Genomic DNA, 24,738 nt, shown 5'->3' on the forward strand with positions numbered 1-24,738 from the left:
ATAACTGCTACTGGCTAATATCATTTTACTTGTATCTCTTACAGTCGAACTGCATACATCTTATCTGTTTCATCACCAATCTGGCTGAGATAGACTTCGATATTGCTTTTTATCTCTGCTTTGTGTTTTATGAGTAAGGTATGGAATTTTTATGTTATTGGTATTGCATGTTGAGAGTAGCGCTTGTAAGTTACAGCAGATAAAAGATTAGTGAGATTATTTATGTTGTATTGTGTAATGAACAGGATAAAAGTACATTACGTAGATTGAGATAACAGGTTTTCGATTCATGACAACGCGGAATGTAAGGGATTATTACCGCTTCATTTATTTTATAAGTATGCAGTATTCTTGTCTTAATGTTCCTAAGAATTTGGTAAAAAAATGAAAAAACGTTAGAATAAAAGAATGACTTGTTAAATAAATTAGAAAAGAGAACTTATGGCTTTATTAAATGTACTTGTTTATCCAGATGAGCGTTTAAAAACAGTAGCAAAACCTGTTGACGTTGTGGATGATCAAATTCGTGAGATTGTTGATAATATGTTTGAAACAATGTACCACGAAGAAGGAATCGGCTTAGCTGCAACACAAGTAGATATTCATCAACGTATTATCACTATTGATGTAGAAGGGACAAAAGAACATCAATATGTATTGATTAATCCTGAGATTATTGAAAGTTGTGGTGAAACGGGGATTGAAGAGGGGTGTTTGTCTTTACCTGGTATGAGAGGCTTTGTACCTCGTAAAGAAAAAGTGAAAGTGAAAGCATTGAATCGACATGGTGAAGAATATATTTTAGAAGCAGATGGTTTATTAGCTATTTGTATTCAGCATGAGATCGATCATTTAAATGGCATTGTATTTGCTGATTATTTATCACCTTTGAAACGCCAACGTATGAAAGAAAAGCTGATTAAATGGCAAAAACAGTTAGCTAAACAGCAGTAATTCATTGAGTACCCACGCGTTTGCGTGGGTGTTTTGATTCATAACGTAGAACATTATCTAATTTTATTATGAAACCATTAAATATTATTTTTGCGGGTACGCCTGATTTTGCCGCTAAACATTTAGAAGCCCTTCTTCATTCTTCTCATCATGTTATTGCTGTTTACACTCAGCCTGATAAACCCGCAGGGCGTGGTAAAAAACTACAAGCGAGTGCAGTAAAACAATTGGCACAACAATACCAGTTACCGATTTACCAACCTAAATCATTACGTACGCCTGAGGCTCAAGCTGAGTTAGCTGCATTAAATGCAGATGTGATGGTTGTGGTTGCTTATGGTTTGATTTTGCCTAAAACTGTATTGAATATGCCACGTTTGGGTTGTCTTAATGTGCATGGTTCGTTATTACCTCATTGGCGTGGGGCAGCCCCTATTCAACGTGCAATTTGGGCGGGTGATATGAAAACAGGTGTAACCATTATGCAGATGGATGAGGGATTGGATACAGGCGATATGTTACATAAAGTGTATTGTGATATTACACCAGAAGAAACCTCTGCAAGTTTATATCAGAAATTGGCTGACATTGCGCCCGAAGCATTACTTGATGTTTTAGATCATTTAGAGTCGGGTAAATTTATGGCAGTGAAGCAGGATCATTCTCAGTCTAGTTATGCTGAAAAATTATCTAAAGAAGAGGCTAAATTAGATTGGAGCTTGTCAGCAGCACAGTTGGAACGTTGTATTCGTGCATTCAATCCTTGGCCGATTAGTTATTTTTCAACGACGGATCTACAAGGTAATGAACACATTTTGAAAGTTTATCAGGCAACGGTATTACCACATGTCGATAAGCCTATTGGTACAATTCTAACTGCGGATAAACAAGGGATTCAAATTGCAACAGCGGAAGGTGTATTAAATTTATTACAGTTACAACCCGCGGGTAAGAAACCAATGTCTGCGCAAGAATTGTTAAATGGAAGGGCGGATTGGTTTACTGTCGGTAAGGTACTCTAATGCAGAAGCGTGAAAAAATTTCTAAAAAACATACCGCTCTTTCAACAAGAGCACTTGCTGCACAGGTGATTTTACAGGTTTTAGATCAAGGGAAGTCATTATCTGTGCTTATTCCAGAAGTGCAGAATCAAGTGAAGCAGCAAGATTTGCCATTGTTACAAGAAATATGTTTTGGTGTTTGTCGTGTACTCCCTCGTTTAGAACAGATTATCGCGTTGCTTGTGGATAAACAGTTAAAAGGAAAAACACGCATTGTGCATTGCTTATTGTTAGTTGGTTTGTATCAATTATTGTATACCCGTATTCCTGCTCATGCTGCAGTTGATGAAGTGGTCAATGCGACGCGTGCACTTAATGTTGAAAGTTTGCGTGGTTTAGTCAATGCGGTATTACGTCGTTTCTTACGTGAGCAAGAGCCGATCTTAGCGAAAGTTGATAAAAACTGGCAAACGTTACATCCAGAATGGTTAGTCAACCGCCTAAAAAAAGTATATCCGAATTGGCGTGATATTATTGAGGCGAATAATCAAAAACCACCGATGTGGATTCGTGTGAACCAGCAACAAACAGATGTGGAAAGTTATGCAACATTACTCGCTAAGCAGGGGATGACATGTTTTACTGCCGATAATCCATTTGCTTTACGCTTAGCACAACCAACCGCTGTTTCTCATCTTCCTCATTTTGAGCAAGGTGCAGTAACCGTGCAAGATTTACATGCACAATGGTCAGCCTTGTTATTAGCTCCGCAAAATAATGAATTGATTTTAGATGCCTGTGCTGCACCTGGTGGAAAAACAACACATATTTTAGAACAAGCACCTCATGCACGTGTTGTGGCTTTGGATATTGAGGCTAGCCGCTTAAAGCGTGTTCATGAGAATTTAGCGCGTATGCAACAAACAGCAATAGTGATTTGTGGAGATGCAAGTCAACCATCACAGTGGCTTGAGCAAGTGTGTGAAAGTGCGGTTCAATTTGACCGAATTTTACTAGATGCGCCTTGTTCTGCAACAGGCGTGATTCGCCGTCATCCAGATATCAAATGGCTGCGTCAGGAAACAGATATTGAACAACTTGTTCAGTTACAAGCACAAATTTTGCAGGCACTTTGGGCAATATTGAAACCTAATGGCGTTCTATTATATGCAACGTGTTCTATCTTACCAGAAGAAAATAAATTTCAAATTGAGCAATTTCTACGCAAAAATAGCGATGCTAAGTTAGAAGACTTACCTTTTTCTGCTGCAGAACCGAACCTTGGTTTTCAATTTATTCCCACTGAAAATGGTGGTGACGGTTTCTATTATGCGAAGTTAAGGAAAATACCAAGTTAGACCGATAAATCAAGAGATGAATTTTTATTTGGCAGAGTGCCGTAGGGATATTACCGCAACGAGAAGGTGACATCGAGTATACAACGGTTGGTGTTAATGATTGAGAGAACAGAATAATGAAAATTATCATTCTTGGGGCAGGGCAAGTAGGGACTACCCTAGCAGAAAATTTAGTCAGTGAAGATAATGATATTACGTTAGTCGATAACCAGTCACTGCGGCTAGAAAATTTACAAAGTAAGCATGATTTACGTGTTGTAAATGGATCAGCATCTTCACCGAAGGTGTTACGTGAAGCGGGAGCACAAGATGCTGATTTATTGGTCGCAGTCACCAGTTCAGACGAAATTAATATGGTCGCTTGCCAAATTAGTTATACGCTATTCAATACCCCAACCAAAATTGCCCGTATTCGCAATGCAGAATATTTACGCGAAAAAGATAAATTATTTCAACCGAGTGTGTTGCCAATTGATCATATTATTTCACCAGAAAAGCTCGTTACAGATGAAATTACGCGTTTAATTGATTATCCAGGAGCTTTGCAAGTTGCTCATTTTGCTGAGGGGCGTATTAGTCTTGTGGTAGTAAAAGCCTATTACGGTGGACCATTAGTCGGCTATGCAATTTCTGCATTGAAAGATCATATGCCACATATTGATTGCCGTATTGTCTCGATCTTACGTCAAGATAAAGTGATTCGCCCACAGGGCTCAACGATTATTGAAGCAGGTGATGAAGTCACATTTATTTGTGAAACGATTCATATTAAAGCTGTTATGAGTGAGTTGCAGCGTTTAGAGAAACCCTATAAGCGTATTATGATTGCTGGCGGCGGTAATATTGGGATTGGTGTAGCAAAATCGCTGGAAGGAAAATGTTCGGTCAAATTAATTGAACGTAATGCGGAGCGTGCTACTGCATTGGCAGAAAAACTTTCAAATACGCTGATTTTTTGTGGTGATGCATCGGATCAGTCTTTTTTATTTGAAGAACAGATTGAAAATATTGATGTGTTTTTATCTTTAACGAGTGATGATGAAGCGAACATCATGTCGGCTTTACTGGCGAAACGTTTAGGTGCGAAGAAAGCCATGGTATTAATTCAGCGTATGGCGTATATCAATCTTATCCAAGGTGGTACTATCGATATTGCGGTTTCACCACAGCAAGCAACAATTTCTGCACTATTAAGTCATGTACGTAAAGGAGACACTGTCAATGTTGCTTCATTGCGACACGGAGTGGCAGAGGCGCTTGAGATTATTGTTCATGGTGAAGAAAGCTCCTCTCTAGTGATTGGTCGTAAAATTTCAGAATTAAAATTACCGCAAGGTGCGATTGTGGGAGCAATCTTGCGTGGTGAAGAAGTGATTATGGCTAAGAAAAATTTAGTGATTGAAGATGAAGATCATGTGATTGTGTATTTAAGCGATAAGAAGGTTGTGTCGGATATTGAAAAACTATTTCAGCCGAGTGTATTCTTTATTTAAAGTAGCGTAAATACGCTGTACAAGAAAGTAAAAGCTTCTATAATGCCTACCGATTTAGATTAAATTTTATTTAGGAGCATGTATGAGTTTTATTAAAGAATTTCGCGAATTTGCAATGCGCGGCAATGTTGTAGATATGGCTGTTGGTGTGATTATCGGTGGTGCATTCGGTAAGATTGTGAGTTCGTTAGTGGGTGATGTTGTTATGCCAGTATTAGGTATTCTTACTGGTGGCGTGGATTTTAAAGATTTAAGTATTGTCTTAAAAGAAGCCGTAGGCGATGTGCCTGCAGTAACATTAAATTACGGCGCGTTTATTCAAACAGTATTTGATTTCACAATCATTGCTTTTGCGATTTTCTTAATGATTAAAGCGTTAAATAAATTAAAACGTGAGACTCCAGCAGTAGAAGAAGCGCCAGCGAAACCTTCAAATGAAGAAGTGTTATTAACGGAGATTCGTGATTTATTAAAAAAATAATCACATGTATCCTCAAAAAATCTTCCCATTGTGGAAGATTTTTTATTTGCCTTGCGAAAAGGGCGTACCTTGTTTAACTTACCTAGACACTTTACAATAGTGCTCGTTTATCTCTAAGGGGCAATGATTATGACTGATTTACAAGCATTACAAACAGAAACACGTGAAATTATCACAGATTTATTGAATGACGGCAGTGATCCTGATGCGTTGTATATTATTGAACATCATATCGCACATCATGATTTTGATAAGTTGGAAAAAATCGCAGTAGAAGCATTTAAAGCTGGTTATGAAGTTTCTGAAGCAGAAGAGTTTGAGGATGATAATGGAAAACTGATTTTCTGTTTTGATATTATCAGTGAAGTTGCATTAAAACCTGAAATTATTGATGCTCAACAAAAAGAGCTTATTCCTTTAGTTGAGAAATTGGGTGGCATCTATGATGGGTGGGGAACCTATTTTGAAGATCCAAATGAGAATGATGACGAATATGGTGATGACGGTGAGTTTTTTGATGATGAAGATGAGCGTCATTAATTTTAAAATCGTATGAAATAAGACCGCACTTTTGGCTTTGCTAGGAGTGCGGTTTTCTTTTGGAACTATTTAAAGTGGGTATTGCCTAATAAGTGATTATTTTTTGATTCTTAATAAGGATAGGTTATGAAATTGAAACATCTTACGTTAGCTTTGTTGGCATTACCTTTTGCGACAGAAACTTATGCTGAAGCACCGCCGATGAACATTATCACATTTAATGCGGAGGTTGAAAAAGAGGTGGCTCAAGATCTCATGCAAGTCGTCATGTTTACACAAGAAGAGGGCAAAGATATTCATATATTGAATCAGAAAGTGACAGAACGTATGAATGCAGCGGTCGCTTTGGTTAAAAAACAAGATAGTGTGGCGATTCAATCACAAGAAAGAAATACTTATGTACGTTATGGAAAAGAGGGTAAGCAAAATGGTTGGGTGAGTCGTGCTGAATTAGTTTTACAAAGTAAAGATTCTGTTGCATTGGCTAAATTGATTGGTGAGTTAAATCATCATCTTATGATTGAAAAACTTTATGCCACGTTATCAACAGAAAAATTGGCTGCGTTAGAACAAGAAATGACTCAAGCCGTATTACAAAGATTTGAACAAAAAGCAAAGGTGATCCAAACTAGCTTAAAGAGCAAAGGGTATAAGGTGCTTGAACTCAATTTATCTACCCCTCATGATATGATTCAACCACGTGCTTATGCGACCAAAATGATGCAGGCAAATTCTGCTTCCTCTTATCAAGATGAGATTGAGCTAGAGGCAGGGCGAACTAAGATTCGAGCAGAAGTTCACGCAAAAATTGAATTAATCCATGATTAACTTTCTAATGGATGATATTTCTTATACAATGACAAAATTCATTCGCTAAAAATTGGAGTAATAATGAAAGTAGCAAAAAATGTTGTAGTAAGCATCGCTTACCAAGTTCGCACTGCAGACGGTGTATTAGTTGATGAGGCGCCGACAAATCAACCATTAGAGTATTTACAAGGTCATAATAATTTAGTGATTGGGCTAGAAAATGCCTTAGAAGGCAAAGCCGTGGGCGATAAATTTGAAGTACGTGTGCAACCTGAAGAAGGTTACGGTGAATACAATGAAAATATGGTGCAACGTGTACCAAAAGATGTGTTCCAAGGAGTTGATGAACTCGTTGTGGGTATGCGTTTTATCGCAGATACGGATATTGGTCCACTGCCAGTGGTGATTACGGAAGTCGCGGAAAATGATGTTGTTGTTGATGGTAACCACATGCTTGCAGGTCAAGAATTATTATTTACCGTTGAAGTTGTTGCGACACGTCAAGCGACAGAAGAAGAGATGACACATGGTCATGTTCATCAAGAAGGCGGTTGCTGTGGTGGTCATCACCACCATGACGATGATCATGGTTGTGGATGTGGAAGCCACGATCATCATGATCACCATGATCACCATCACGAACATGATGGCTGCTGTGGTAATGGTGGATGCAAACACTAATCGCAGTAAGATAATGAAGAACCGCACATTAAGTGCGGTTCTTTTTTTCAGTTTTACGTTATTGATGCTTTTTGAGGATAGCGTACATTTCATCTTTTAAGCGTAGTTTTTCTTTTTTCAGATTTTCTACTTCATTAGGCGTACCAAGTTCGATATTTAATTCAATATTTTTGATACGTTGATCTAATTCATTGTGCTTATCAAATAAACGACCAAAATGAGAATCTTCAATTTTTAATTGAGAAATCAAATCACGAAATTCGGGAAACATAAGTACTCCTTTTTGTAGTGAAGTATAAAAAATAGACACCTAGCAGTTATCTTATCGAAATTCACATAAAATAAATGTGTTATAGATCACAAATTTAAAGAGAGTGCATCATCCGTATTTTATTAAGTAAAGCATCACAACATTGATCTAATAATTGATAAGTCTGCTGGAAGTTTTTAGTGTACCAAGGGTCAGGTATTTCACGGTAGTCTAACTGGGGGCACAGATCGGTGATTTTAAATAGTTTGTCAGGATGATGTCCAAAAAGTGCCTCAAGATCTTGTAAGTTGTTGTCATCCATCGCAATTATGTAATCATACAATGACCAATCTTCTGACCGCACTTTTCTGCTTTGAAATCCTGCACTGTCAATGTGATGTAAGTCTAAGATTTCTGCTGTACCACAATGCATATTTTCACCATCGTGCCAACCTGATGTTCCTGCACTGCTGGTTTCAATCACGTTTTGTAATGTTGCTTGTTTTATTTTTTCTCGCATCAGAAATTCTGCCATGGGAGAGCGGCAGATATTGCCTAAACACACAAATAAAATACGAATAGTCATTTCGATCCTCTATGGATAATCAAATACATATGACTCACTAGAATACAATGAGGCGCTATTCAATACAATCGAATAGCGCCTCATTTATTTATGTGTTCAGCCGTAGCTTGAGATTACCATTGATAACCTGCGCCGACACTTCCCCCGACATCGCCACGGGAGTCAGTGTTTCCCGTTAATTTAATGATCACTTTACCATTATCTGAAATACGAGAAACCCCTAATGCTAAAGCATTTTCACCTTTATACGTTCCTGCAGCAATAGCAACCATGCTTTTACCTGGTAAATAGGCTTGTGGAAGACCTGCTGCCGCGTTAGCTCCTGCAATACCTGCACGTAAGTTTTTGTCTAACTTATTAATATGTTGGTGAGTGTGATAGAGCTGACTACCATTTATTGCTTCAGTACTGGTCGCAGATACCTCGCCTTTTGCAATCCCCGTGATCTTGTTAGTAACAGTATTTAGGTGAATATTGCCGACTTGTAGACCAGATTCATTCATTGTCACATTCGGTCCGACTTTGACTTCTGTAAAGGCAACCTTATCTTGTGTTGCAACTTGGTATACGGTTTGTCCATTTGCCCCTTTACTTGATGCCACTTTCATATTTTTACCTGCCGTTACTTCAGTTTGGCTGGCTTTGATGGCATCATGAATCGTGTTTTTGCCTGTTCCACCAATGTCCTGGTTTGTGTATTTACCTGTAGTGGCGTCGTAAGTTGTATTACCGCCGATCATGTTTTTTACGCCTTCACCTTGAGCAAATAACTGACTGCCGTTTACCGCATCTTTGCTCGCTTTAGTCACCTCTCCATTTTGGACTTGTTTTACTTTTTGCTGACCAGCATCAATGCCTGTTTTACTGATGATTGGACTATTTGAAATCGCAGTTCCTTCATCGTTCACAAAGGTTACGCCATTATGATCGATTTTCGTACCGCTTGTGACCACACTGTTAAATTTCACGTCTTTTTTCGTTGCGACCGTATAAGTTTGACTACCATCGTCAGCTGCTTTCGTCGTTACTTCAATATTTTCACCCGCTTCAACCGTTGTTTTAGCGGCTTTAGCGGTCGCATTGATTGCTTTGATGGCATCATGAATCGTATTTTCACCCGTATCACCGATATTACTCATACTGATTTCGCCATTTTCATTTTGTGCATTGCCGCCCAGCACTTTGACGACATTATCAACAGTTTCACTTAATTGTTCTTCTGTTGCCGCACGACCATCTGCAGCAAAGTTATCTTGTCCTAACGTCGTATTACTTAATCCCGTAATATCATCTTCTTGTGTATTGATATACACATTACCAGCAGTAATCCCATCTTTATCCATTTCGATTTCTTGGTTTTCGCCAACTTTTACTGTTTTAAACTCAACGTCTTCTGTGGTTTCAACCGTATAACGAGGGTGTGTTGTGCTGCCTGTATTTTTCACAGTTATGTTTTTACCCGCAATGACTTCTGTTTTTTGTGCGGCTGCAGTATTTACCGCAGCAATGGCATCATGGAGCGTATTTTGTCCTGTACCACCAATATTGGACATGGTTAAAGAACCAGCAGTATTGCCTGCTTTTTCAATGTTCGCATTGCCGCCTAATACATTTTTAACGAGTGTGTCACCGACATATCCGAACGTATTTAATGCTAAATATAATTGGCTGCCATTGACTGCATCTGTGCTATTTTCTGAAATACGTCCTGCAGCCACATTGGTTAATGTGCGTTTTATTGTGTCTGAACCAATACTGACGGTAGAAAGTGGCGCATTGCCAGCAAAACCTGAATAAGTAAAGCCCTGTACTGTTGCATCGTTGGTTTTGATTACATCTGCTGTGACAGAATTTGCACCGAGTGCAACCGCATCTTTATGGTTTGCCATTGCCTCATGACCAAATGCGATCGAATGTTGTTGTTTGGCTTTGGCTTTTTGTCCTAACGCGATTGCACTTTCTGCGTCTTTCACACCACTGCCTTCTACACCCGTTTCTGCATCAAGACCAATGGCAATGGAGTGATGCGATCTTGTTTTGGTTCCACGTCCAATCGAAACGGAAGCCGCCCCCGTTGCTTTGATGTCTTTTGTCCCAATTGCGATAGCGAATTGACCTGATGCATCTGCATTTTCACCGATTGCTATTGCACGTTGATCTTTTGCTTTTGCTCCTACACCTAATGCAATTGTTGCTGGTTGTGAGGCATCCGTTTTTGCCCCTAGTGCCACAGAAGATGCCCCTGCTTTTGCTTCACGTCCCACGGCAATCGCAAAATCGGCATTAGCTGCTGAAGTAAATCCTAGTGCGACAGAAGTGGCACCTATGGATTTTGCGCCATTCCCTATTGCAACAGAACTTTGACCAGATGCTGCAGTTTTGTAACCTACAGCGGTAGCATAATGTGTAGTGATATTTTTATTTGCTTCTGTACCTATAGCAACATTGTGAGACCCACCACTCTGAGACGAGGCGCCTGTACCTATCGCAATAATATTGTTTGTTCCTTGAGCATCTTTTAATGCACCATCACCAACCGCAATGTTACTGTTTTTGCTTCCTGTAGAACCCGTATTACGACCAATAGAAATATCCCATTGTCCTTCTGCTTTTGCTCCTTTGCCAATCGCAACTGTTTCATCGTTTGTTGCTTTTGCACCAGCACCAATAGCAATCGAGGCAGTATGCGTAGTTGCGCTATCTGCACCAATTGCGACATTACTTTCCCCCGATGTTTTCACTTTTCTACCAATCGCAACAGATTTGCTTGGTTTTGAATCAAATTTTGTTGCAGCGGTTGTGTCTTTGTCACCACAGATGACATTTTGAGTCGTTGGGTTATAGTAACAAGTTTTGTGTTTAGCTTGCTCAAAGTTATCGCCACTTTCTGTTGTTGCGATAACTGAAGTTGTGGTGAAGAGTAACGATGCCGTTAAGGTGATATTCCCAGCAGCATTAACTAAACCAGTTTTGGCTGATGATTTTTTACCACCAGATTTGGTGAGTTCTGACACAACAACGCTGCTTTGTGTCGCTTTATTCCATAAGGTGCGGTAGATTTTATTCATTTTATTTTACCTATTTCCGTTAGAGAGATTGAGAAGATAAAGATTCTTATTTATTAAATGAGTAATGCTCCTTATTCCCCGATACTGCTTATGAAATAAGGATAGATAAAAAATAAATTGGACATTTACTGTATGATGATTACAAATTAATCACTATGTTCAACGTGATAACATGATGAAAATGTAACTAATTTGTTAAATCTCCGTAAAGATCGTACTCGTCTGCATGAGTAATGTACGCGCGGATAAATTGTCCAACTTGAACCTCTAGATCGTTTGGATTATCAATATAGACAACACCATCAATTTCTGGTGCATCTGCCATAGCGCGTGCAATGATTCCTTCGTCATTCACTTCGTCGACTATTACGGTGAGGGTTTTACCTACTTTTTGTTGTAGGCGCTCAGTAGAGATTTGCTGCTGTAATTGCATAAAACGGTGGAAACGCTCTTCTTTGACCTCTTCTGGTACTTGATTTGGCATTGTGGTTGCAGCAGCTCCTTCAACAGGACTAAATTTAAAGCAACCTACGCGATCAAGTTGTGCCTCTTTTAAGAAGTTTAAGAGTAATTGGAAATCTTCCTCGGTTTCGCCTGGGAAACCGACAATAAAAGTTGAACGCAATGTCAAATCTGGACAAATTTCACGCCATTTTTTAATTCGTTCTAATGTGCGGTCAATTGAGCCAGGTCTTTTCATGGCTTTCAGAATCGTTGGACTGGCATGTTGTAATGGAATGTCTAAGTAAGGCAAAATTTTGCCTTCTGCCATGAGTGGAATTAGGTCATCAACATGTGGATAGGGATACACGTAATGTAGGCGTACCCAGACACCTAATGTGCCTAATTGCTCACATAAACTAATGAGATTGTTTTTAATTGGCATACCATTCCAGAAAACTGTCTTATTTTGGTTTTCTTTTCGCTGATCGAGTGAATAAGCAGAGGTATCTTGTGAAACAATTAAGAGCTCTTTTACTCCAGCCTCCACGAGACGTTTTGCTTCGTCTAATACTTGTACAATGGAGCGGCTTTCCAGATCACCACGCATCGATGGGATAATACAGAATGTGCAACGATGGTCGCATCCCTCTGAAATTTTTAAATAAGCATAATGTTTTGGTGTGAGTTTTACCCCTTGCTTTGGTACAAGGTTAATATAAGGGTTGTACGCTGGCTTCGGGACATATTTGTGTACTTGAGTCATCACAGCTTCATAACTATGTGGACCTGTGACCTCCAATACTTTGGGATGAACTTCACGAATACGGTCTTCTTTCGCACCTAAGCAGCCTGTTACAATGACTTTCCCATTTTCTTCTAGTGCTTCGCCAATCGCTTCTAGCGATTCTTGAACGGCACTGTCAATGAAACCACAAGTGTTAACAATCACTAAGTCCGCGTTTTCATAACTGGGAATGATGTTATAACCATCAGAACGTAATTCTGTCAAAATACGTTCAGAGTCAACTAAATTTTTAGGGCAACCGAGACTAATAAAACCAATATTTGGTGAAGAAAATGTCATAAAAAAATCTCAAAAGAGTAGTAAAGCAAGAAAGCTTTTTATTGTACATAATTTATAAACAAAAGGCGATAAATCATACTAAAAAAGGTTAAATAATATAGAAAAAGTTGAATGGCTAAACAAAGTGCGGTGGATTTTTGAAAAATGATGAGAATAAAAAAAGAAAACGCTTGATGTGAAATCAAGCGTTTTTAGTAGAAAAGAGGTTAAATGTTATACGAGTTGTGCTGCCGCTTTAACAACGACTTCGATAGCATTTTTCTCGACGTTTTTCGCGAGCTCTTCATTTGGGATTTCTTGTTGCGTACGGTTAACAATGGCGCCTGCAACCATACCCGCGCGTAAGCCTAAAGCAGAGCACATTGTAAATAATGTCGCAGATTCCATTTCAAAGTTCATGACATTGAGATCTTGCCATTGCTTTAATGAGCCTTGGAAATGGCGATAGACTTTACCACTGTATGTGTCATAACGTTCTTGTCCAGGATAGAACGTATCAGAAGCAGCGGTAATACCAACATAAACGTTTTGATTCGCACAAGCTTTCGCTGCTTGATAGAGTGCAGTAGTACATTCAAAGTTAGCCACCGCAGGATATTCCATTGGTGCAAAGTGTAAACTTGCGCCGTCTAAACGGACTGCACCTGTTGTCACTAAAATGTCACCGACATTAATATGGGGTTGAATTGCACCCGTGGTACCAATTCGCAAGAAAGTACGTACGCCTAATTGTGCAAGTTCTTCGACGGCAATAGAAACAGATGGTCCACCAATCCCTGTTGAACAGACAACAACTGCTTTATCCCCGATATAACCTAGCCAAGAGGTAAATTCACGTGTTGATGCAAGAAATTTTGGGCGCTCTAATAAGCGTGCAATTTTTTCAACACGTTCTGGTGCACCTGGTGTAATTGCAAGTTTTGCACCTTCTAACATGGCTTTTGTTAAACCTAAATGAAATACTTCTGACATAATCTCTCCTTATTATTATGTTAGGTTAGGGTTTAATATCACGCAAAATCGGATTTTGCATTGAAATTAGGGTTTCAGTTGATTGAATTTCATCAATTAATTGAATTTTTGTTGCAAGCACAGAATGTAATTCTGCGATAGTATGCGTCATGACTTTAATAAAAATGGAATAATTTCCTGTTGTATAATAGGCTTCAACTACCTCGTCAAAGCATTCGAGTTTTTTAATGACTTTTTCATAGTCCTTGGCGCTTTTTAGTATAATACCAATAAAACAACATACGTCATAACCGAGTTTCCGTTCATTAATTCGAACTTTCGTTCCCTCAATGATGCCAGCTTGGCGCATTTTTTCAACGCGTACATGAATCGTACCGGGACTCACCCCAAAATTTTTGGCCATTTCAGCATAAGGTGTGCGAGCATCTTTAGTTAATACACGTAAAATTTGCTGATCTAGATTATCAATGTTGTGCATAAGGTTATCCTTTTTAGATTTTATTCAAAAAAACATCTTTTGCATTTGAATTTATCTATAGTATAACCCTTTTTTAAGGAAATGTGTTGAGTTATGTTGCTTGAATATTAAATAATATCAAACAATTTTTGATATAGATCTATTTTTTTAAGGTATTAAGTAATGAAAAAGTCATTTATTCTACAACAACAAGAAATTAGTTTCGCAAAGAACACCTTCACAGAAAAATTAGCAGAACATTTAGGGATCGTTGAAGTTCAGGGACCTATCCTAAGTCAAGTTGGTAATGGTATTCAAGATAATCTTTCAGGGGCAGAGAAAGCCGTGCAAGTAAATGTGAAACAGATCACAGATGCCACTTTTGAAGTCGTTCACTCCTTAGCCAAATGGAAGCGTCATACCTTAGCACGTTTTAATTTTGCACAAGGAGAAGGTTTATTTGTACATATGACGGCGTTGCGTCCTGATGAAGATTCACTAGATCAGACTCATTCCGTTTATGTAGATCAATGGGACTGGGAAAAAGTCATTTCTCCTGAACAGCGTAATGTAGAATATTTAAAACAAACTGTACGTTCAATTTATGCTGCGATTTTGGAAACAGAAGAAGCAGTGAGTAATAAATTTGGTTTAACACGATTTTTACCAAAAGAGATTCAATTTGTGCACAGTGAAGAATTGGTTCAGCGTTTCCCAAACATGAACGATAAAGAGCGTGAAAATGCCATTTGTAAAGAACATGGCGCCGTATTCCTCATTGGTATTGGTGGCAAATTGTCAGATGGCAAACCACATGATATGCGTGCACCAGATTATGATGACTGGACGACACCTTCGGAAAAGGGGTATTACGGTTTAAATGGTGATATTTTAGTTTGGAACCCAGTATTAGAACGTGCATTCGAACTTTCTTCGATGGGGATCCGTGTAGATGAAGCTGCACTGCGTAAGCAACTCGCGTTAACGAACAATGAAGATCGTTTACAATTTGATTGGCACCAAGATTTAATTAATGGGCGTTTACCATTATCAATTGGCGGAGGAATTGGTCGTTCTCGCTTAGTGATGCTATTATTGCAGAAAAAGCATATCGGTGAAGTGCAATCAAGTGTTTGGCCAAAATGGGTGATGGAAAAATTTGAAAACATCCTTTAAGCCGATTCAATTTATTCGATAAAACAAAAGTGCGGTCAAAATTTTAAAAATTTGACCGCACTTTTTTAGCTTTCCTCAACAAAACTTAGTGCAGTTTCAACAACTTCTAGCCCTGCACCTGCTTTATGGGCATGTTCACTTAAATAACGCCGCCACTGACGAGCGCCTTTACAAGATTGGAAGGCACCAAGCATATGGCGCACTATATGATTGAGATAAACGCCTTGGCTCAGCTGTTGCTCAATATAAGGGAACATATTTTCCACTGCTTCTCGTGGTGTGATGATTGGACGGGTAGGATCAAATAGCGCGTGATCGATATAGCCCAATAAACTTGGATTTTGATACGCTTCGCGTCCAATCATGACCCCGTCCATATGTTGTAAATGCTGTTGCATTTCTTCAATGGTTTTAATGCCACCGTTAATACTCATAAGTAAATGAGGAAAATCCCGTTTTAGTTGGTATACCCGTTCATAATCTAAAGGCGGAATTTCACGGTTTTCTTTCGGACTTAGCCCCGAAAGCCAGGCTTTTCTCGCATGGATAATAAATTCTTGGCAGCCCGCTTGAGCAACTTTTTGTACAAAATCGCACAAGAAGTCGTAGCTATCCAATTCATCAATACCAATACGTGTTTTTACTGTGACAGGAATATGAACTACTGCTTGCATTGCGTTGACACATTCCGCAACTAAGTCCGCTTTTGCCATTAAACAGGCGCCGAACATCCCATTTTGGACACGGTCAGAGGGACAGCCTACATTCAAATTAATTTCATGGTAACCACGCTGTTCTGCTAATTGAGCACATTGACTTAATTGGACGGGATCGCTACCGCCTAACTGTAGTGCAACAGGATTTTCATCAGGAGAAAACGCGAGATGATCATATTTCGCGTAGAGAATAGCTCCCGTTGTCACCATCTCTGTATAGAGCAAAGCATGTTGGCTAAATTGACGATGGAAGTAGCGACAATGACGTGTTGTCCAATCTAGCATTGGTGCTACAGAAAAGCGACCTCGATAAAAGTGCGGTTGATTTTGGCTCATTTTTGTTCTTCTTTTGTGTCTTCTTGAATACGTTGGCGGAAACGTCCCGCTGCAAAATGATAAAAAGGTTTAGGATGAAATTGGCGTGAAATAATGGACGAAACTAAACAACAAATCAATAACCAAAATAATACAGGCTGACAACCTGTCATTTCCATCACGACGACACTTGATGTGACGGGGGATTGTGTGGCCCCTGCAAGAAAGCCAGCCATACAAAGTAAAACGAATAAACGTTGATCAACGCTACCATCTGTGAATGCCCAAATTTGTGCGCCAATACCTGCGCCCGTCGTTAAGGCGGGTGTAAAAATCCCTCCCGCTACACCTGTCCAATAGGTCGCCACTGTAGAGAAAAGTTTTAATATACCCAACTCTGCAGGTGTTTCTCCACCATCTAAAGCATGTGCCACTACTTCATAACCTGTACCGTAAGTTTTTCCCTGTGTATATGTGCCTAGTGCGGCTAAAAATAAACCAAGTAATAGCGCGATATAAATTGGGTGGCGACGAATCCAGCCTCGTATCTTCGCAGGAGAGAGCCCTGCGAGACCTTTTACTAATAAGCGGGCAAAAATTCCTCCTAAAACACCACAAACGAGACCACACAGTCCCACCCATAAAAACATATAAGGAACAGATGTTTCTCCATGATATCGTGGAAAGTAAGGATTATTTCCTTCAATGGCGACCAGAATAAAACCCGCGGCAAGTACACCTAACAGCACACGACGTTCCCAGCGTAATAGGACACCACGCCCCAGTTCTTCAATGGCAAAAATGACGCCAGCTAATGGCGCATTGAATGCCGCTGCCAATCCACCTGCAGCACCTGTTGCCATTAACTCATTTGCACTTAGCCCGTTAAATGCGACACCATGTTTACGGCAAAAGTTACCCCAGGCTAGCATAACAGCAGCGCCCACTTGAACAGAAGGACCTTCTCGTCCAACTGAGGCGCCAATGAGCATTGCTAAGAAAGTCAGAGGAATTTTCCATAACGTTTGCCAGAATGCAATGAGTCGGTTTTTATTCGGTCCATAGGGCAGACTCATGGACGCGATCACTTGTGGTATACCACTGCCTGCTACATAAGGCGTATATTTGGCAGTAAACCATGCCAATAAAGCTAGCCCTAAAGGCAGAACAAACCAGACTGCAACAGGATATTGGGCTGTCCAGTGAGCATTCAACTCTAAACCAAGATCGGCAAATTTAGCAAAACCAAGGGAAAAAAGTGCAACCAGCGCCGCGCCAATTAATAAGCAGGTAAACTCTAGTGTTTTGCGCGATATACGATGGGTTTGACGAATTTTTTTATATAAAAAATAACGAATTTTTGATTTTATTGTGGTAAGACGTGTAGACATAACAGCTCATTAAAGCATAAAGAATAGACATTTATCATAACATTTCATGATAGATATTGAAATTATCGTTATGAATGATTTACTGATATTGACGTTAAAAAACCACTTTCAGATGAAAGTGGTTTTAGGTTTCAGCGGAGATGCGTTAATTAAAATTCAACACGCATACCCATATTCCATTGCCAAGGTGATTTGAGATGTTTACCTGACATTTGGCTCATATCTGCATATACATAGCTTGTTTTAGATAATTTATGGTTAATACCTAATCCCGTTTCTAACCAAGCACGATCTGAACGGCGTTCAAAGGTTTTACTCACATTTCTACTTGTTACTTTGCCTGATACGTGATTTGAGAAATCATGTAACCAAGAAACTTTAAGATAGATATCGCTGTTTTCTTTGATATTTCTGCCAAGTTGCACGCCTAAACGACCAACCGTACTTTTATATGTGTCTTGTGAAACACGTAGACCGTTTTCTGTGGTGTAATCTTTACCATTGATGAAGAATGATGATAATTGTGCTTGTGGCGTAATAGACCATTGGTTGTTAAGCGCAATTTTTTTACCGATTTCACCACTGAGAGAAACACCCCAAGTGTGATAGTCAGCGACAGTTTTTCCTGCTTCAACATCATAAGTATAGTCATTTGATAGATATCCTTGTCGTAATACGATGTCAGAATAGAGTCCATCTTGAGCTAACCATGTTGCATAAAGAGAAAGTGAGGTGTCTTTGTTTTTAGCTGTTCCTGCCGTTACATGCGTTTTTCCGCGGTTATGGCTAAGCGCAAAACCATAGTGCCAGTCACCAATTGCTTTATCATAACCGACTTGGACAGCTGTGTTGGTATTGCTGTAGTCATCTTGAAGTTTGAGTTTATTACCGCTCACTCGAGCCCACACTCCATCATTGCTACTCATGTTACGTAGTTCACCTAGGCGTTGATGTAATGTATTGTTTTCTTGTCTCCAAGCGAACGCAGATAAAGCAGAAATATGGCGAATATAATCAAGGGTTCTAGTGCTATTACTTTGATGGATACGTTTAACTTTGTTTCCTGTTAAATGATTCTCTAACTCAGCCGACAATTTACCTGCAAGTAAGCCTTCTGAGATCTCGGCAGTAATCGTTGGGTCTTGACTTTCTGGCGCGGATGTATTCGAAACTAATTTGTTCAGTAATTTAGGATCATAAGCGAGCTGATCTGCATTTAATCCAAGATAGTTGAATGTCAGTTTTGTTTTGTCTACGGCATGTGGTAAATTTCCTGATGAAAGAATAGCCAATCTCCCTGTTTCTAGCACATTACCTTGTTGAGATACGAGAATATTGACTGTCCCTGCAGGACCCGTGATTCTCTCAATTTTTACAGTTTGTGTATTATCGCCAGCCATATTAATGACCCCATTATTTATAGTGAGTTCATTCACAATACTGCTTTTATCTGTCAACCACTGTGCGCCATTTGCCAAGCCAAGTTTAAAGGAATTTAATTCATCATAACCTGCTGGAATATTGGTACCAGAAATGAGTGAGTTCCCTTTCCAATAAGATGCATCATTCGCTAAGTTGATGGCAACATCGGCGATAATCGGTGTACCACTGGTTTGTTTATCATAATTAAAATGAATATCACCGTGTAGTTTAATCAATTTATTCGGGTCATTGATTTTATTTATTCTTGTAATCGCATCTCCTCGAGTAGAAAGTAACGTATCTGCATGTACTTCTAAATTACCATTAATCTCTAATACACCTTGAGAGAACACAGACATAGCAATTGCATAATTATCTTGATCTTTTTCGTTAAATTTGAGTGTTGATTTTGCGTTGATAAGAGTATTTTCAGTATTGATAATAACTGTTGCAGGAGCATAACCATTTTGACCAAATGTATTATTCTGAACATTTATTCCCATTGCATAGTTATTAAGCGAATTAACGCTTACTTCAAGTTTTTTTCCTTCAAATATCAGCTTAGGACCATTTTTATTTTTTGTACCTAAAGCTGCGATGCCGTATGTAATGTCTTTCCCAACAGCAGAGATATTCGTTAAGCTGGTATTTTTGTTACCAATCGTATCCGTTGTGACTATTGCATCGGATGGAGTTGGTTTTACTAGATAAATAATTCCAAATGTTTGTGAATTTGCTTGGTTTTTTGAATTATCAATGTCGATACGAATGTTATCTTTTAAAAGATGTTTTTCATCAAAGTTAGTGCTTTGGTTCGTTTTAACTAAACCAAAAACAAGGGGTTCATTATCCTGATGTTTGTCTATGACTGAAAGGGTGGTTTCAGTGACAGTGATTGTGGGAAAAGCTAAAACAGTAGGCGCAATATTTAAGGCAAATAATGTGAGTAAGATTTTATTGAGTTTAAAATTTTTTTGCGGCGAGATTAAACGATTCAGTGTCATATTTTTCATATCTATTCTCTTGGTTTGGATAAATAAAAAAGTCCTTTTTTTGTAAAATGTATAAACAACAACATCTTACAGTGGTTATGATTTAATCATTAATATTTATAGTTATCAATAATAAAAATTAAATTTCATTATAACTTTTGGGTATATATATTTCGTTGAAAAATCCTTAGACCAAAGCAATTTATATGAAGTAAACATATACATTAAAAAGATACTTGCAATCTGCCTTAATTCAGGTATAATCCACCAGCTTTCTTAATGAGAGCCGTTTAATGTAATCATTTATTAAACGGGTATTACAATAGGTAATACGCAAAATGTTTCCGATTGGGAAACTATAAATAGGTCAACTTGCACCCCTTTTCGTTTTTAGAAGTAAGAAAAGTGTTGGTGTTAGTTTTTTATTAGCTAAATTTTGATTGGAGCTCTGGTCTAATGCAGAACCAAAGAATCCGTATCCGCTTGAAAGCATTCGATCACCGTTTGATCGATCAGTCTACTGCGGAGATCGTAGAAACAGCTAAACGTACTGGTGCACAAGTTCGTGGTCCAATTCCGTTACCAACTCGTAAAGAGCGTTTCACTGTGTTGATTTCTCCACACGTGAACAAAGACGCACGTGATCAATACGAAATTCGTACTCACAAACGTTTGGTTGATATTGTTGAGCCAACAGAAAAAACTGTTGATGCATTAATGCGTTTAGATCTAGCTGCCGGCGTTGACGTGCAGATTAGCCTAGGTTAATTAAGAGGTTATTACAATGATTGGTTTAGTCGGTCGTAAAGTTGGTATGACTCGTATCTTCAATGAAGATGGCGTTTCAATTCCAGTTACCGTTATCGAAATCGAAGCCAACCGTGTTACTCAAGTTAAAACTGTAGAAACAGATGGCTATTCTGCAATTCAAGTTACTACTGGCTCTAAAAAAGCAAGTCGTGTAACTAAGCCAGAAGCTGGTCATTTCGTGAAAGCAGGTGTTGAAGCTGGTCGCGGTTTATGGGAATTTCGTACTACTGAAGGTGAAGAATTCACTTTAGGTCAAGAAATTAATGTTGACATCTTCGCTGATGTTAAAAAAGTTGATGTTACTGGTACTTCTAAAGGTAAAGGTTTTGCTGGCGGTGTTAAACGCTGGAACTTCCGTACCCAAGATGCTACTCACGGTAACTCTTTATCACATCGTGTGCTTGGTTCTATTGGTCAAAACCAAACTCCAGGTCGTGTGTTTAAAGGCAAAAAAATGGCAGGACACTTAGGTGCTGAGCGTGTAACCGTTCAATCACTAGAAGTTGTTCGTGTTGATGCTGAACGTAAATTACTATTAGTTAAAGGTGCTGTTCCAGGCGCAACTAATGGTGATGTTATCGTTAAACCAGCAGTTAAGGCATAAGTCAGGAGATAGAGATGGAATTACAAGTTGTAGGTGCAAACGCACTAACTGTTTCTGAAACTACCTTCGGACGTGAGTTCAACGAAGCATTGATTCACCAAGTTGTTGTTGCTTATGCAGCAGGTGCTCGTCAAGGTTCTCGTGCACAAAAAACTCGTGCTGAAGTGTCTGGTTCAGGTAAAAAACCTTGGCGTCAAAAAGGTACAGGTCGTGCTCGTTCAGGTGATATTAAATCACCAATCTGGCGTTCAGGTGGTGTAACTTTCGCAGCAAAACCACAAGATCACAGCCAAAAAGTGAACAAGAAAATGTACCGTGGTGCAATCAAAAGCATTCTTTCTGAACTTGTTCGTCAAGATCGTTTAGTGGTTGTTGACAAGTTCGAAGTTGATGCGCCAAAAACGAAAGTTTTAGTACAAAAATTAAAAGAATTAGCACTTGAAGATGTGTTAATTATCACAGCAAGCTTAGATGAAAATCTATTCTTAGCAGCACGTAACCTTTACAAAGTAGACGTTCGTGATGTTCAAGGTATCGATCCAGTAAGCTTAATCGCATTCGATAAAGTTGTTGTAACTGTAGATGCTGTGAAACAAATTGAGGAGATGTTAGCATGATTCAACAAGAACGTTTGCTAAAAGTGTTAAAAGCACCACATGTCTCTGAAAAAGCAACAAATAACGCTGAGAAGTCTAACACTATCGTTTTCAAAGTAGCTTTAGATGCAAATAAAGTTGAAATTGCTAACGCAGTTGAGCAATTATTTGAAGTGAAAGTGGATTCTGTTCGTACCGTTGTAGTGAAAGGTAAAACTAAACGTCACGGTGCAAGAATGGGACGTCGCAGTGACTGGAAAAAAGCTTATGTAACTCTTCAAGAAGGTCAATCACTTGACTTCGTTGAAGGTGCAGAGTAATTCGGAGGAGTAGAAGATAATGGCTATCGTTAAATGTAAGCCGACCTCCGCTGGTCGTCGTCACGTTGTTAAAATCGTGAACCCTGAATTACACAAGGGTAAACCTTACGCTCCACTTTTAGATACTAAATCTAAAACTGGTGGTCGTAACAATTTCGGACGTATTACTACTCGCCATATTGGTGGTGGTCATAAACAACATTACCGTTTAATCGATTTCAAACGTAACAAGTTAGATATTCCAGCGGTTGTTGAGCGTCTTGAATATGACCCTAACCGTTCTGCAAATATCGCTTTAGTGCTTTATAAAGATGGTGAACGCCGTTATATCTTAGCACCTAAAGGTTTATCTGTAGGCGATACAATCCAAGCTGGTACAAATGCGCCGATTAAAGTTGGTAATGCGTTACCAATGCGTAATATCCCAGTTGGTTCGACAGTACATAACGTTGAATTGAAACCAGGTAAAGGCGGTCAAATCGCACGTTCAGCTGGTGCGTATGTACAAATTATCGCTCGTGAAGGTAACTATGTTACTTTACGTCTTCGTTCAGGCGAAATGCGTAAAGTATTAGCTGAGTGTACAGCGACTATTGGTGAAGTTGGTAACTCAGAACATATGCTTCGCGTATTGGGTAAAGCAGGTGCTAACCGCTGGAGAGGCATTCGCCCAACAGTTCGTGGTACAGCAATGAACCCAGTAGATCACCCACACGGTGGTGGTGAAGGTCGTAACTTTGGTAAACACCCAGTAACACCTTGGGGCGTTCAAACTAAAGGTAAGAAAACTCGCCATAACAAACGTACTGATAAATTCATCGTACGTCGTCGTGGTAAATAATATTAATTAATAAAGAGGATTAGCCATGCCACGTTCTCTCAAGAAGGGTCCTTTCCTTGACCTACACTTGTTGAAGAAGGTAGAGAAGGCGGTGGAAAGCGGGGATAAAAAACCAATTAAAACTTGGTCCCGTCGTTCAATGATCATTCCGTCAATGATCGGATTGACCATCGCAGTCCATAATGGTCGTCAGCACGTTCCTGTTTATGTATCTGATGAAATGATCGGTCATAAATTAGGTGAATTTGCACCGACTCGTACTTACCGCGGTCACGCTGCGGATAAGAAAGCTAAGAAGTAAGGGGTAAAAGATGGAAACTATTGCAAAACATCGTTACGCTCGCACTTCAGCGCAAAAAGCTCGCTTAGTTGCGGATTTAATCCGCGGCAAGAAAGTTGCTCAAGCATTAGAAATTTTAACTTTCACTAACAAAAAAGCGGCAGCTTTAGTGAAAAAAGTGCTTGAATCAGCAATTGCTAACGCAGAGCACAATGACGGTGCAGATATCGATGATCTTAAAGTAGCGAAGATTTTCGTAGATGAAGGTCCAAGCATGAAACGTGTTATGCCACGTGCTAAAGGTCGTGCAGATCGTATTTTAAAACGTACTAGCCACATCACTGTGGTTGTGTCAGATCGTTAATAAAGTAGAGGAATAGCAATGGGTCAAAAAGTACATCCACATGGTATTCGCCTAGGTATTGTTAAGCCTTGGAGCTCTACTTGGTTCGCGAATACACAAGATTTCGCTGATAATTTAGATGGCGATTTCAAAGTACGTAAATTCTTGAATAAAGAATTAGCGAATGCTTCAGTTTCACGCATCACTATTGAGCGTCCAGCAAAAAGCATCCGTGTAACTATTCACACAGCTCGTCCTGGTATCGTAATTGGTAAAAAAGGCGAAGATGTTGAAAAATTACGTAACGCAGTTGCGGCTATCGCAGGCGTTCCAGCACAAATCAACATCGCTGAAGTGAAAAAACCTGAATTAGATGCAAAATTAGTTGCAGACAGCATCGCTTCTCAATTAGAGCGTCGTGTAATGTTCCGTCGCGCTATGAAACGTGCAGTACAAAACGCAATGCGTTTAGGCGCTAAAGGTATCAAAGTTGAAGTAAGCGGTCGTTTAGGTGGTGCAGAAATTGCACGTTCTGAATGGTATCGTGAAGGTCGTGTACCTCTACATACATTACGTGCGGACATCGACTATAACACTGCTGAAGCACATACTACATACGGTGTAATCGGTATTAAAGTATGGATCTTCAAAGGTGAAATCCTCGGTGGAATGGCTGCAATCGCGCAACCAGAACAACAACCTGCTGACAAGCCTAAAAAGGCTCCACGCGGCAAAGGTCGTAAGTAAGGAGAA

The 24,738-nt window shown here is 39.3% G+C and carries 26 protein-coding genes; 17 read left to right on the top strand and 9 right to left on the bottom strand.

The genetic code is table 11. The features are described from left to right. Positions 1-441 precede the first annotated feature (441 nt). The 8 genes from def to slyD all read left to right on the top strand — a co-directional run bounded on the left by def (position 442) and on the right by slyD (position 7,318). Positions 442-954 carry a peptide deformylase gene (def, locus tag ACWIT3_RS08875; protein WP_457162360.1) on the top strand — a complete coding sequence of 171 codons (513 nt, stop codon included), beginning with the start codon at positions 442-444 and terminating at the stop codon, positions 952-954. A 68-nt stretch (positions 955-1,022) separates the two neighbouring features. Next, complete coding sequence (gene fmt, locus ACWIT3_RS08880) at positions 1,023-1,976, top strand: methionyl-tRNA formyltransferase (RefSeq protein ID WP_046339279.1); 954 nt, start codon at positions 1,023-1,025, stop codon at positions 1,974-1,976. Next, positions 1,976-3,313 (top strand): 16S rRNA (cytosine(967)-C(5))-methyltransferase RsmB, encoded by a 1,338-nt coding sequence (rsmB, locus tag ACWIT3_RS08885; protein ID WP_457162361.1) that lies wholly within the window; start codon positions 1,976-1,978, stop codon positions 3,311-3,313. The genes fmt and rsmB overlap by 1 nt, the downstream gene beginning before the upstream one ends. 116 nt (positions 3,314-3,429) lie before the next feature. Then, positions 3,430-4,806, top strand: coding sequence for a Trk system potassium transporter TrkA (trkA, locus tag ACWIT3_RS08890; RefSeq protein ID WP_046339277.1), 1,377 nt, complete (start codon positions 3,430-3,432; stop codon positions 4,804-4,806). Between the two features lie 82 nt (positions 4,807-4,888). Then, positions 4,889-5,287, top strand: coding sequence for a large-conductance mechanosensitive channel protein MscL (mscL, locus tag ACWIT3_RS08895; protein WP_457162362.1), 399 nt, complete (start codon positions 4,889-4,891; stop codon positions 5,285-5,287). A 129-nt stretch (positions 5,288-5,416) separates the two neighbouring features. Continuing rightward, positions 5,417-5,827: a ribonuclease E inhibitor RraB gene (gene rraB / locus ACWIT3_RS08900; protein WP_046339275.1), complete on the top strand. Its 411-nt coding sequence runs from the start codon at positions 5,417-5,419 to the stop codon at positions 5,825-5,827. 126 nt (positions 5,828-5,953) lie between these two features. Further along, a complete protein-coding gene (locus ACWIT3_RS08905; protein WP_457162363.1) occupies positions 5,954-6,655 on the top strand; it encodes an SIMPL domain-containing protein in 702 nt (233 codons plus the stop codon). A gap of 63 nt (positions 6,656-6,718) precedes the next feature. After that, the gene (gene slyD, locus ACWIT3_RS08910) at positions 6,719-7,318 is read left to right on the top strand and encodes a peptidylprolyl isomerase (protein WP_457162364.1); all 600 of its coding nucleotides are present in this window, start codon (positions 6,719-6,721) and stop codon (positions 7,316-7,318) included. A gap of 58 nt (positions 7,319-7,376) precedes the next feature. Here the strand turns inward: slyD and ACWIT3_RS08915 are convergent, their stop codons facing one another. The 6 genes from ACWIT3_RS08915 to asnC all read right to left on the bottom strand — a co-directional run bounded on the left by ACWIT3_RS08915 (position 7,377) and on the right by asnC (position 14,200). Continuing rightward, positions 7,377-7,589, bottom strand: a complete 213-nt coding sequence (locus ACWIT3_RS08915) for a YdcH family protein (protein ID WP_457162365.1) — start codon at positions 7,587-7,589, stop codon at positions 7,377-7,379. A gap of 94 nt (positions 7,590-7,683) precedes the next feature. Next, a complete protein-coding gene (locus ACWIT3_RS08920; protein WP_457162366.1) occupies positions 7,684-8,154 on the bottom strand; it encodes a low molecular weight protein-tyrosine-phosphatase in 471 nt (156 codons plus the stop codon). 113 nt (positions 8,155-8,267) lie between these two features. Continuing rightward, positions 8,268-11,222, bottom strand: a complete 2,955-nt coding sequence (locus ACWIT3_RS08925) for a YadA-like family protein (protein WP_457162367.1) — start codon at positions 11,220-11,222, stop codon at positions 8,268-8,270. Between the two features lie 187 nt (positions 11,223-11,409). Continuing rightward, complete coding sequence (gene rimO / locus ACWIT3_RS08930) at positions 11,410-12,750, bottom strand: 30S ribosomal protein S12 methylthiotransferase RimO (protein WP_457162368.1); 1,341 nt, start codon at positions 12,748-12,750, stop codon at positions 11,410-11,412. Positions 12,751-12,963: 213 nt separating this feature from the next. Then, positions 12,964-13,722: a uridine phosphorylase gene (gene udp, locus ACWIT3_RS08935; RefSeq protein WP_046339268.1), complete on the bottom strand. Its 759-nt coding sequence runs from the start codon at positions 13,720-13,722 to the stop codon at positions 12,964-12,966. Positions 13,723-13,747: 25 nt separating this feature from the next. Continuing rightward, complete coding sequence (gene asnC / locus ACWIT3_RS08940; protein ID WP_046339267.1) at positions 13,748-14,200, bottom strand: transcriptional regulator AsnC; 453 nt, start codon at positions 14,198-14,200, stop codon at positions 13,748-13,750. 162 nt (positions 14,201-14,362) lie between these two features. Here asnC and asnA point away from each other — a divergent pair, with 162 nt between their 5' ends. Next, complete coding sequence (gene asnA, locus ACWIT3_RS08945; protein WP_457162369.1) at positions 14,363-15,355, top strand: aspartate--ammonia ligase; 993 nt, start codon at positions 14,363-14,365, stop codon at positions 15,353-15,355. 65 nt (positions 15,356-15,420) lie between these two features. Here the strand turns inward: asnA and dusA are convergent, their stop codons facing one another. The 3 genes from dusA to ACWIT3_RS08960 all read right to left on the bottom strand — a co-directional run bounded on the left by dusA (position 15,421) and on the right by ACWIT3_RS08960 (position 20,212). Then, on the bottom strand, positions 15,421-16,407 hold the full coding sequence (gene dusA, locus ACWIT3_RS08950; protein WP_457162370.1) for a tRNA dihydrouridine(20/20a) synthase DusA: 987 nt from the start codon (positions 16,405-16,407) through the stop codon (positions 15,421-15,423). Next, entirely contained in the window at positions 16,404-17,777 is a 1,374-nt protein-coding gene (locus tag ACWIT3_RS08955) for a chloride channel protein (protein WP_457162371.1), read from the bottom strand. The genes dusA and ACWIT3_RS08955 overlap by 4 nt, the downstream gene beginning before the upstream one ends. 149 nt (positions 17,778-17,926) lie before the next feature. After that, positions 17,927-20,212 (bottom strand): autotransporter outer membrane beta-barrel domain-containing protein, encoded by a 2,286-nt coding sequence (locus ACWIT3_RS08960; RefSeq protein WP_457162372.1) that lies wholly within the window; start codon positions 20,210-20,212, stop codon positions 17,927-17,929. Between the two features lie 435 nt (positions 20,213-20,647). Between ACWIT3_RS08960 and rpsJ the strand changes: the two genes are divergently transcribed. From rpsJ to rpsC, 8 genes are read left to right on the top strand one after another with little or no spacing between them, the layout of a single operon-like run. Beyond that, complete coding sequence (gene rpsJ, locus ACWIT3_RS08965) at positions 20,648-20,959, top strand: 30S ribosomal protein S10 (RefSeq protein ID WP_001181005.1); 312 nt, start codon at positions 20,648-20,650, stop codon at positions 20,957-20,959. A 16-nt stretch (positions 20,960-20,975) separates the two neighbouring features. Then, positions 20,976-21,605, top strand: a complete 630-nt coding sequence (gene rplC, locus ACWIT3_RS08970) for a 50S ribosomal protein L3 (protein WP_005764326.1) — start codon at positions 20,976-20,978, stop codon at positions 21,603-21,605. A gap of 14 nt (positions 21,606-21,619) precedes the next feature. Beyond that, entirely contained in the window at positions 21,620-22,222 is a 603-nt protein-coding gene (gene rplD, locus ACWIT3_RS08975; RefSeq protein WP_457162373.1) for a 50S ribosomal protein L4, read from the top strand. Further along, entirely contained in the window at positions 22,219-22,521 is a 303-nt protein-coding gene (rplW, locus tag ACWIT3_RS08980) for a 50S ribosomal protein L23 (protein ID WP_005724030.1), read from the top strand. Before rplD ends, rplW begins: the two co-directional genes overlap by 4 nt. A 19-nt stretch (positions 22,522-22,540) precedes the next feature. Next, positions 22,541-23,362 (top strand): 50S ribosomal protein L2, encoded by an 822-nt coding sequence (gene rplB, locus ACWIT3_RS08985; RefSeq protein ID WP_457162374.1) that lies wholly within the window; start codon positions 22,541-22,543, stop codon positions 23,360-23,362. A 25-nt stretch (positions 23,363-23,387) separates the two neighbouring features. Further along, a complete protein-coding gene (gene rpsS / locus ACWIT3_RS08990; protein WP_005539416.1) occupies positions 23,388-23,663 on the top strand; it encodes a 30S ribosomal protein S19 in 276 nt (91 codons plus the stop codon). Positions 23,664-23,673: 10 nt separating this feature from the next. Then, positions 23,674-24,006, top strand: coding sequence for a 50S ribosomal protein L22 (gene rplV, locus ACWIT3_RS08995; RefSeq protein WP_005625897.1), 333 nt, complete (start codon positions 23,674-23,676; stop codon positions 24,004-24,006). Between the two features lie 18 nt (positions 24,007-24,024). Then, positions 24,025-24,732 (top strand): 30S ribosomal protein S3, encoded by a 708-nt coding sequence (gene rpsC / locus ACWIT3_RS09000; RefSeq protein WP_005717926.1) that lies wholly within the window; start codon positions 24,025-24,027, stop codon positions 24,730-24,732. Positions 24,733-24,738: the final 6 nt, after the last annotated feature.

Source organism: Pasteurella sp. P03HT (genome assembly GCF_054052285.1).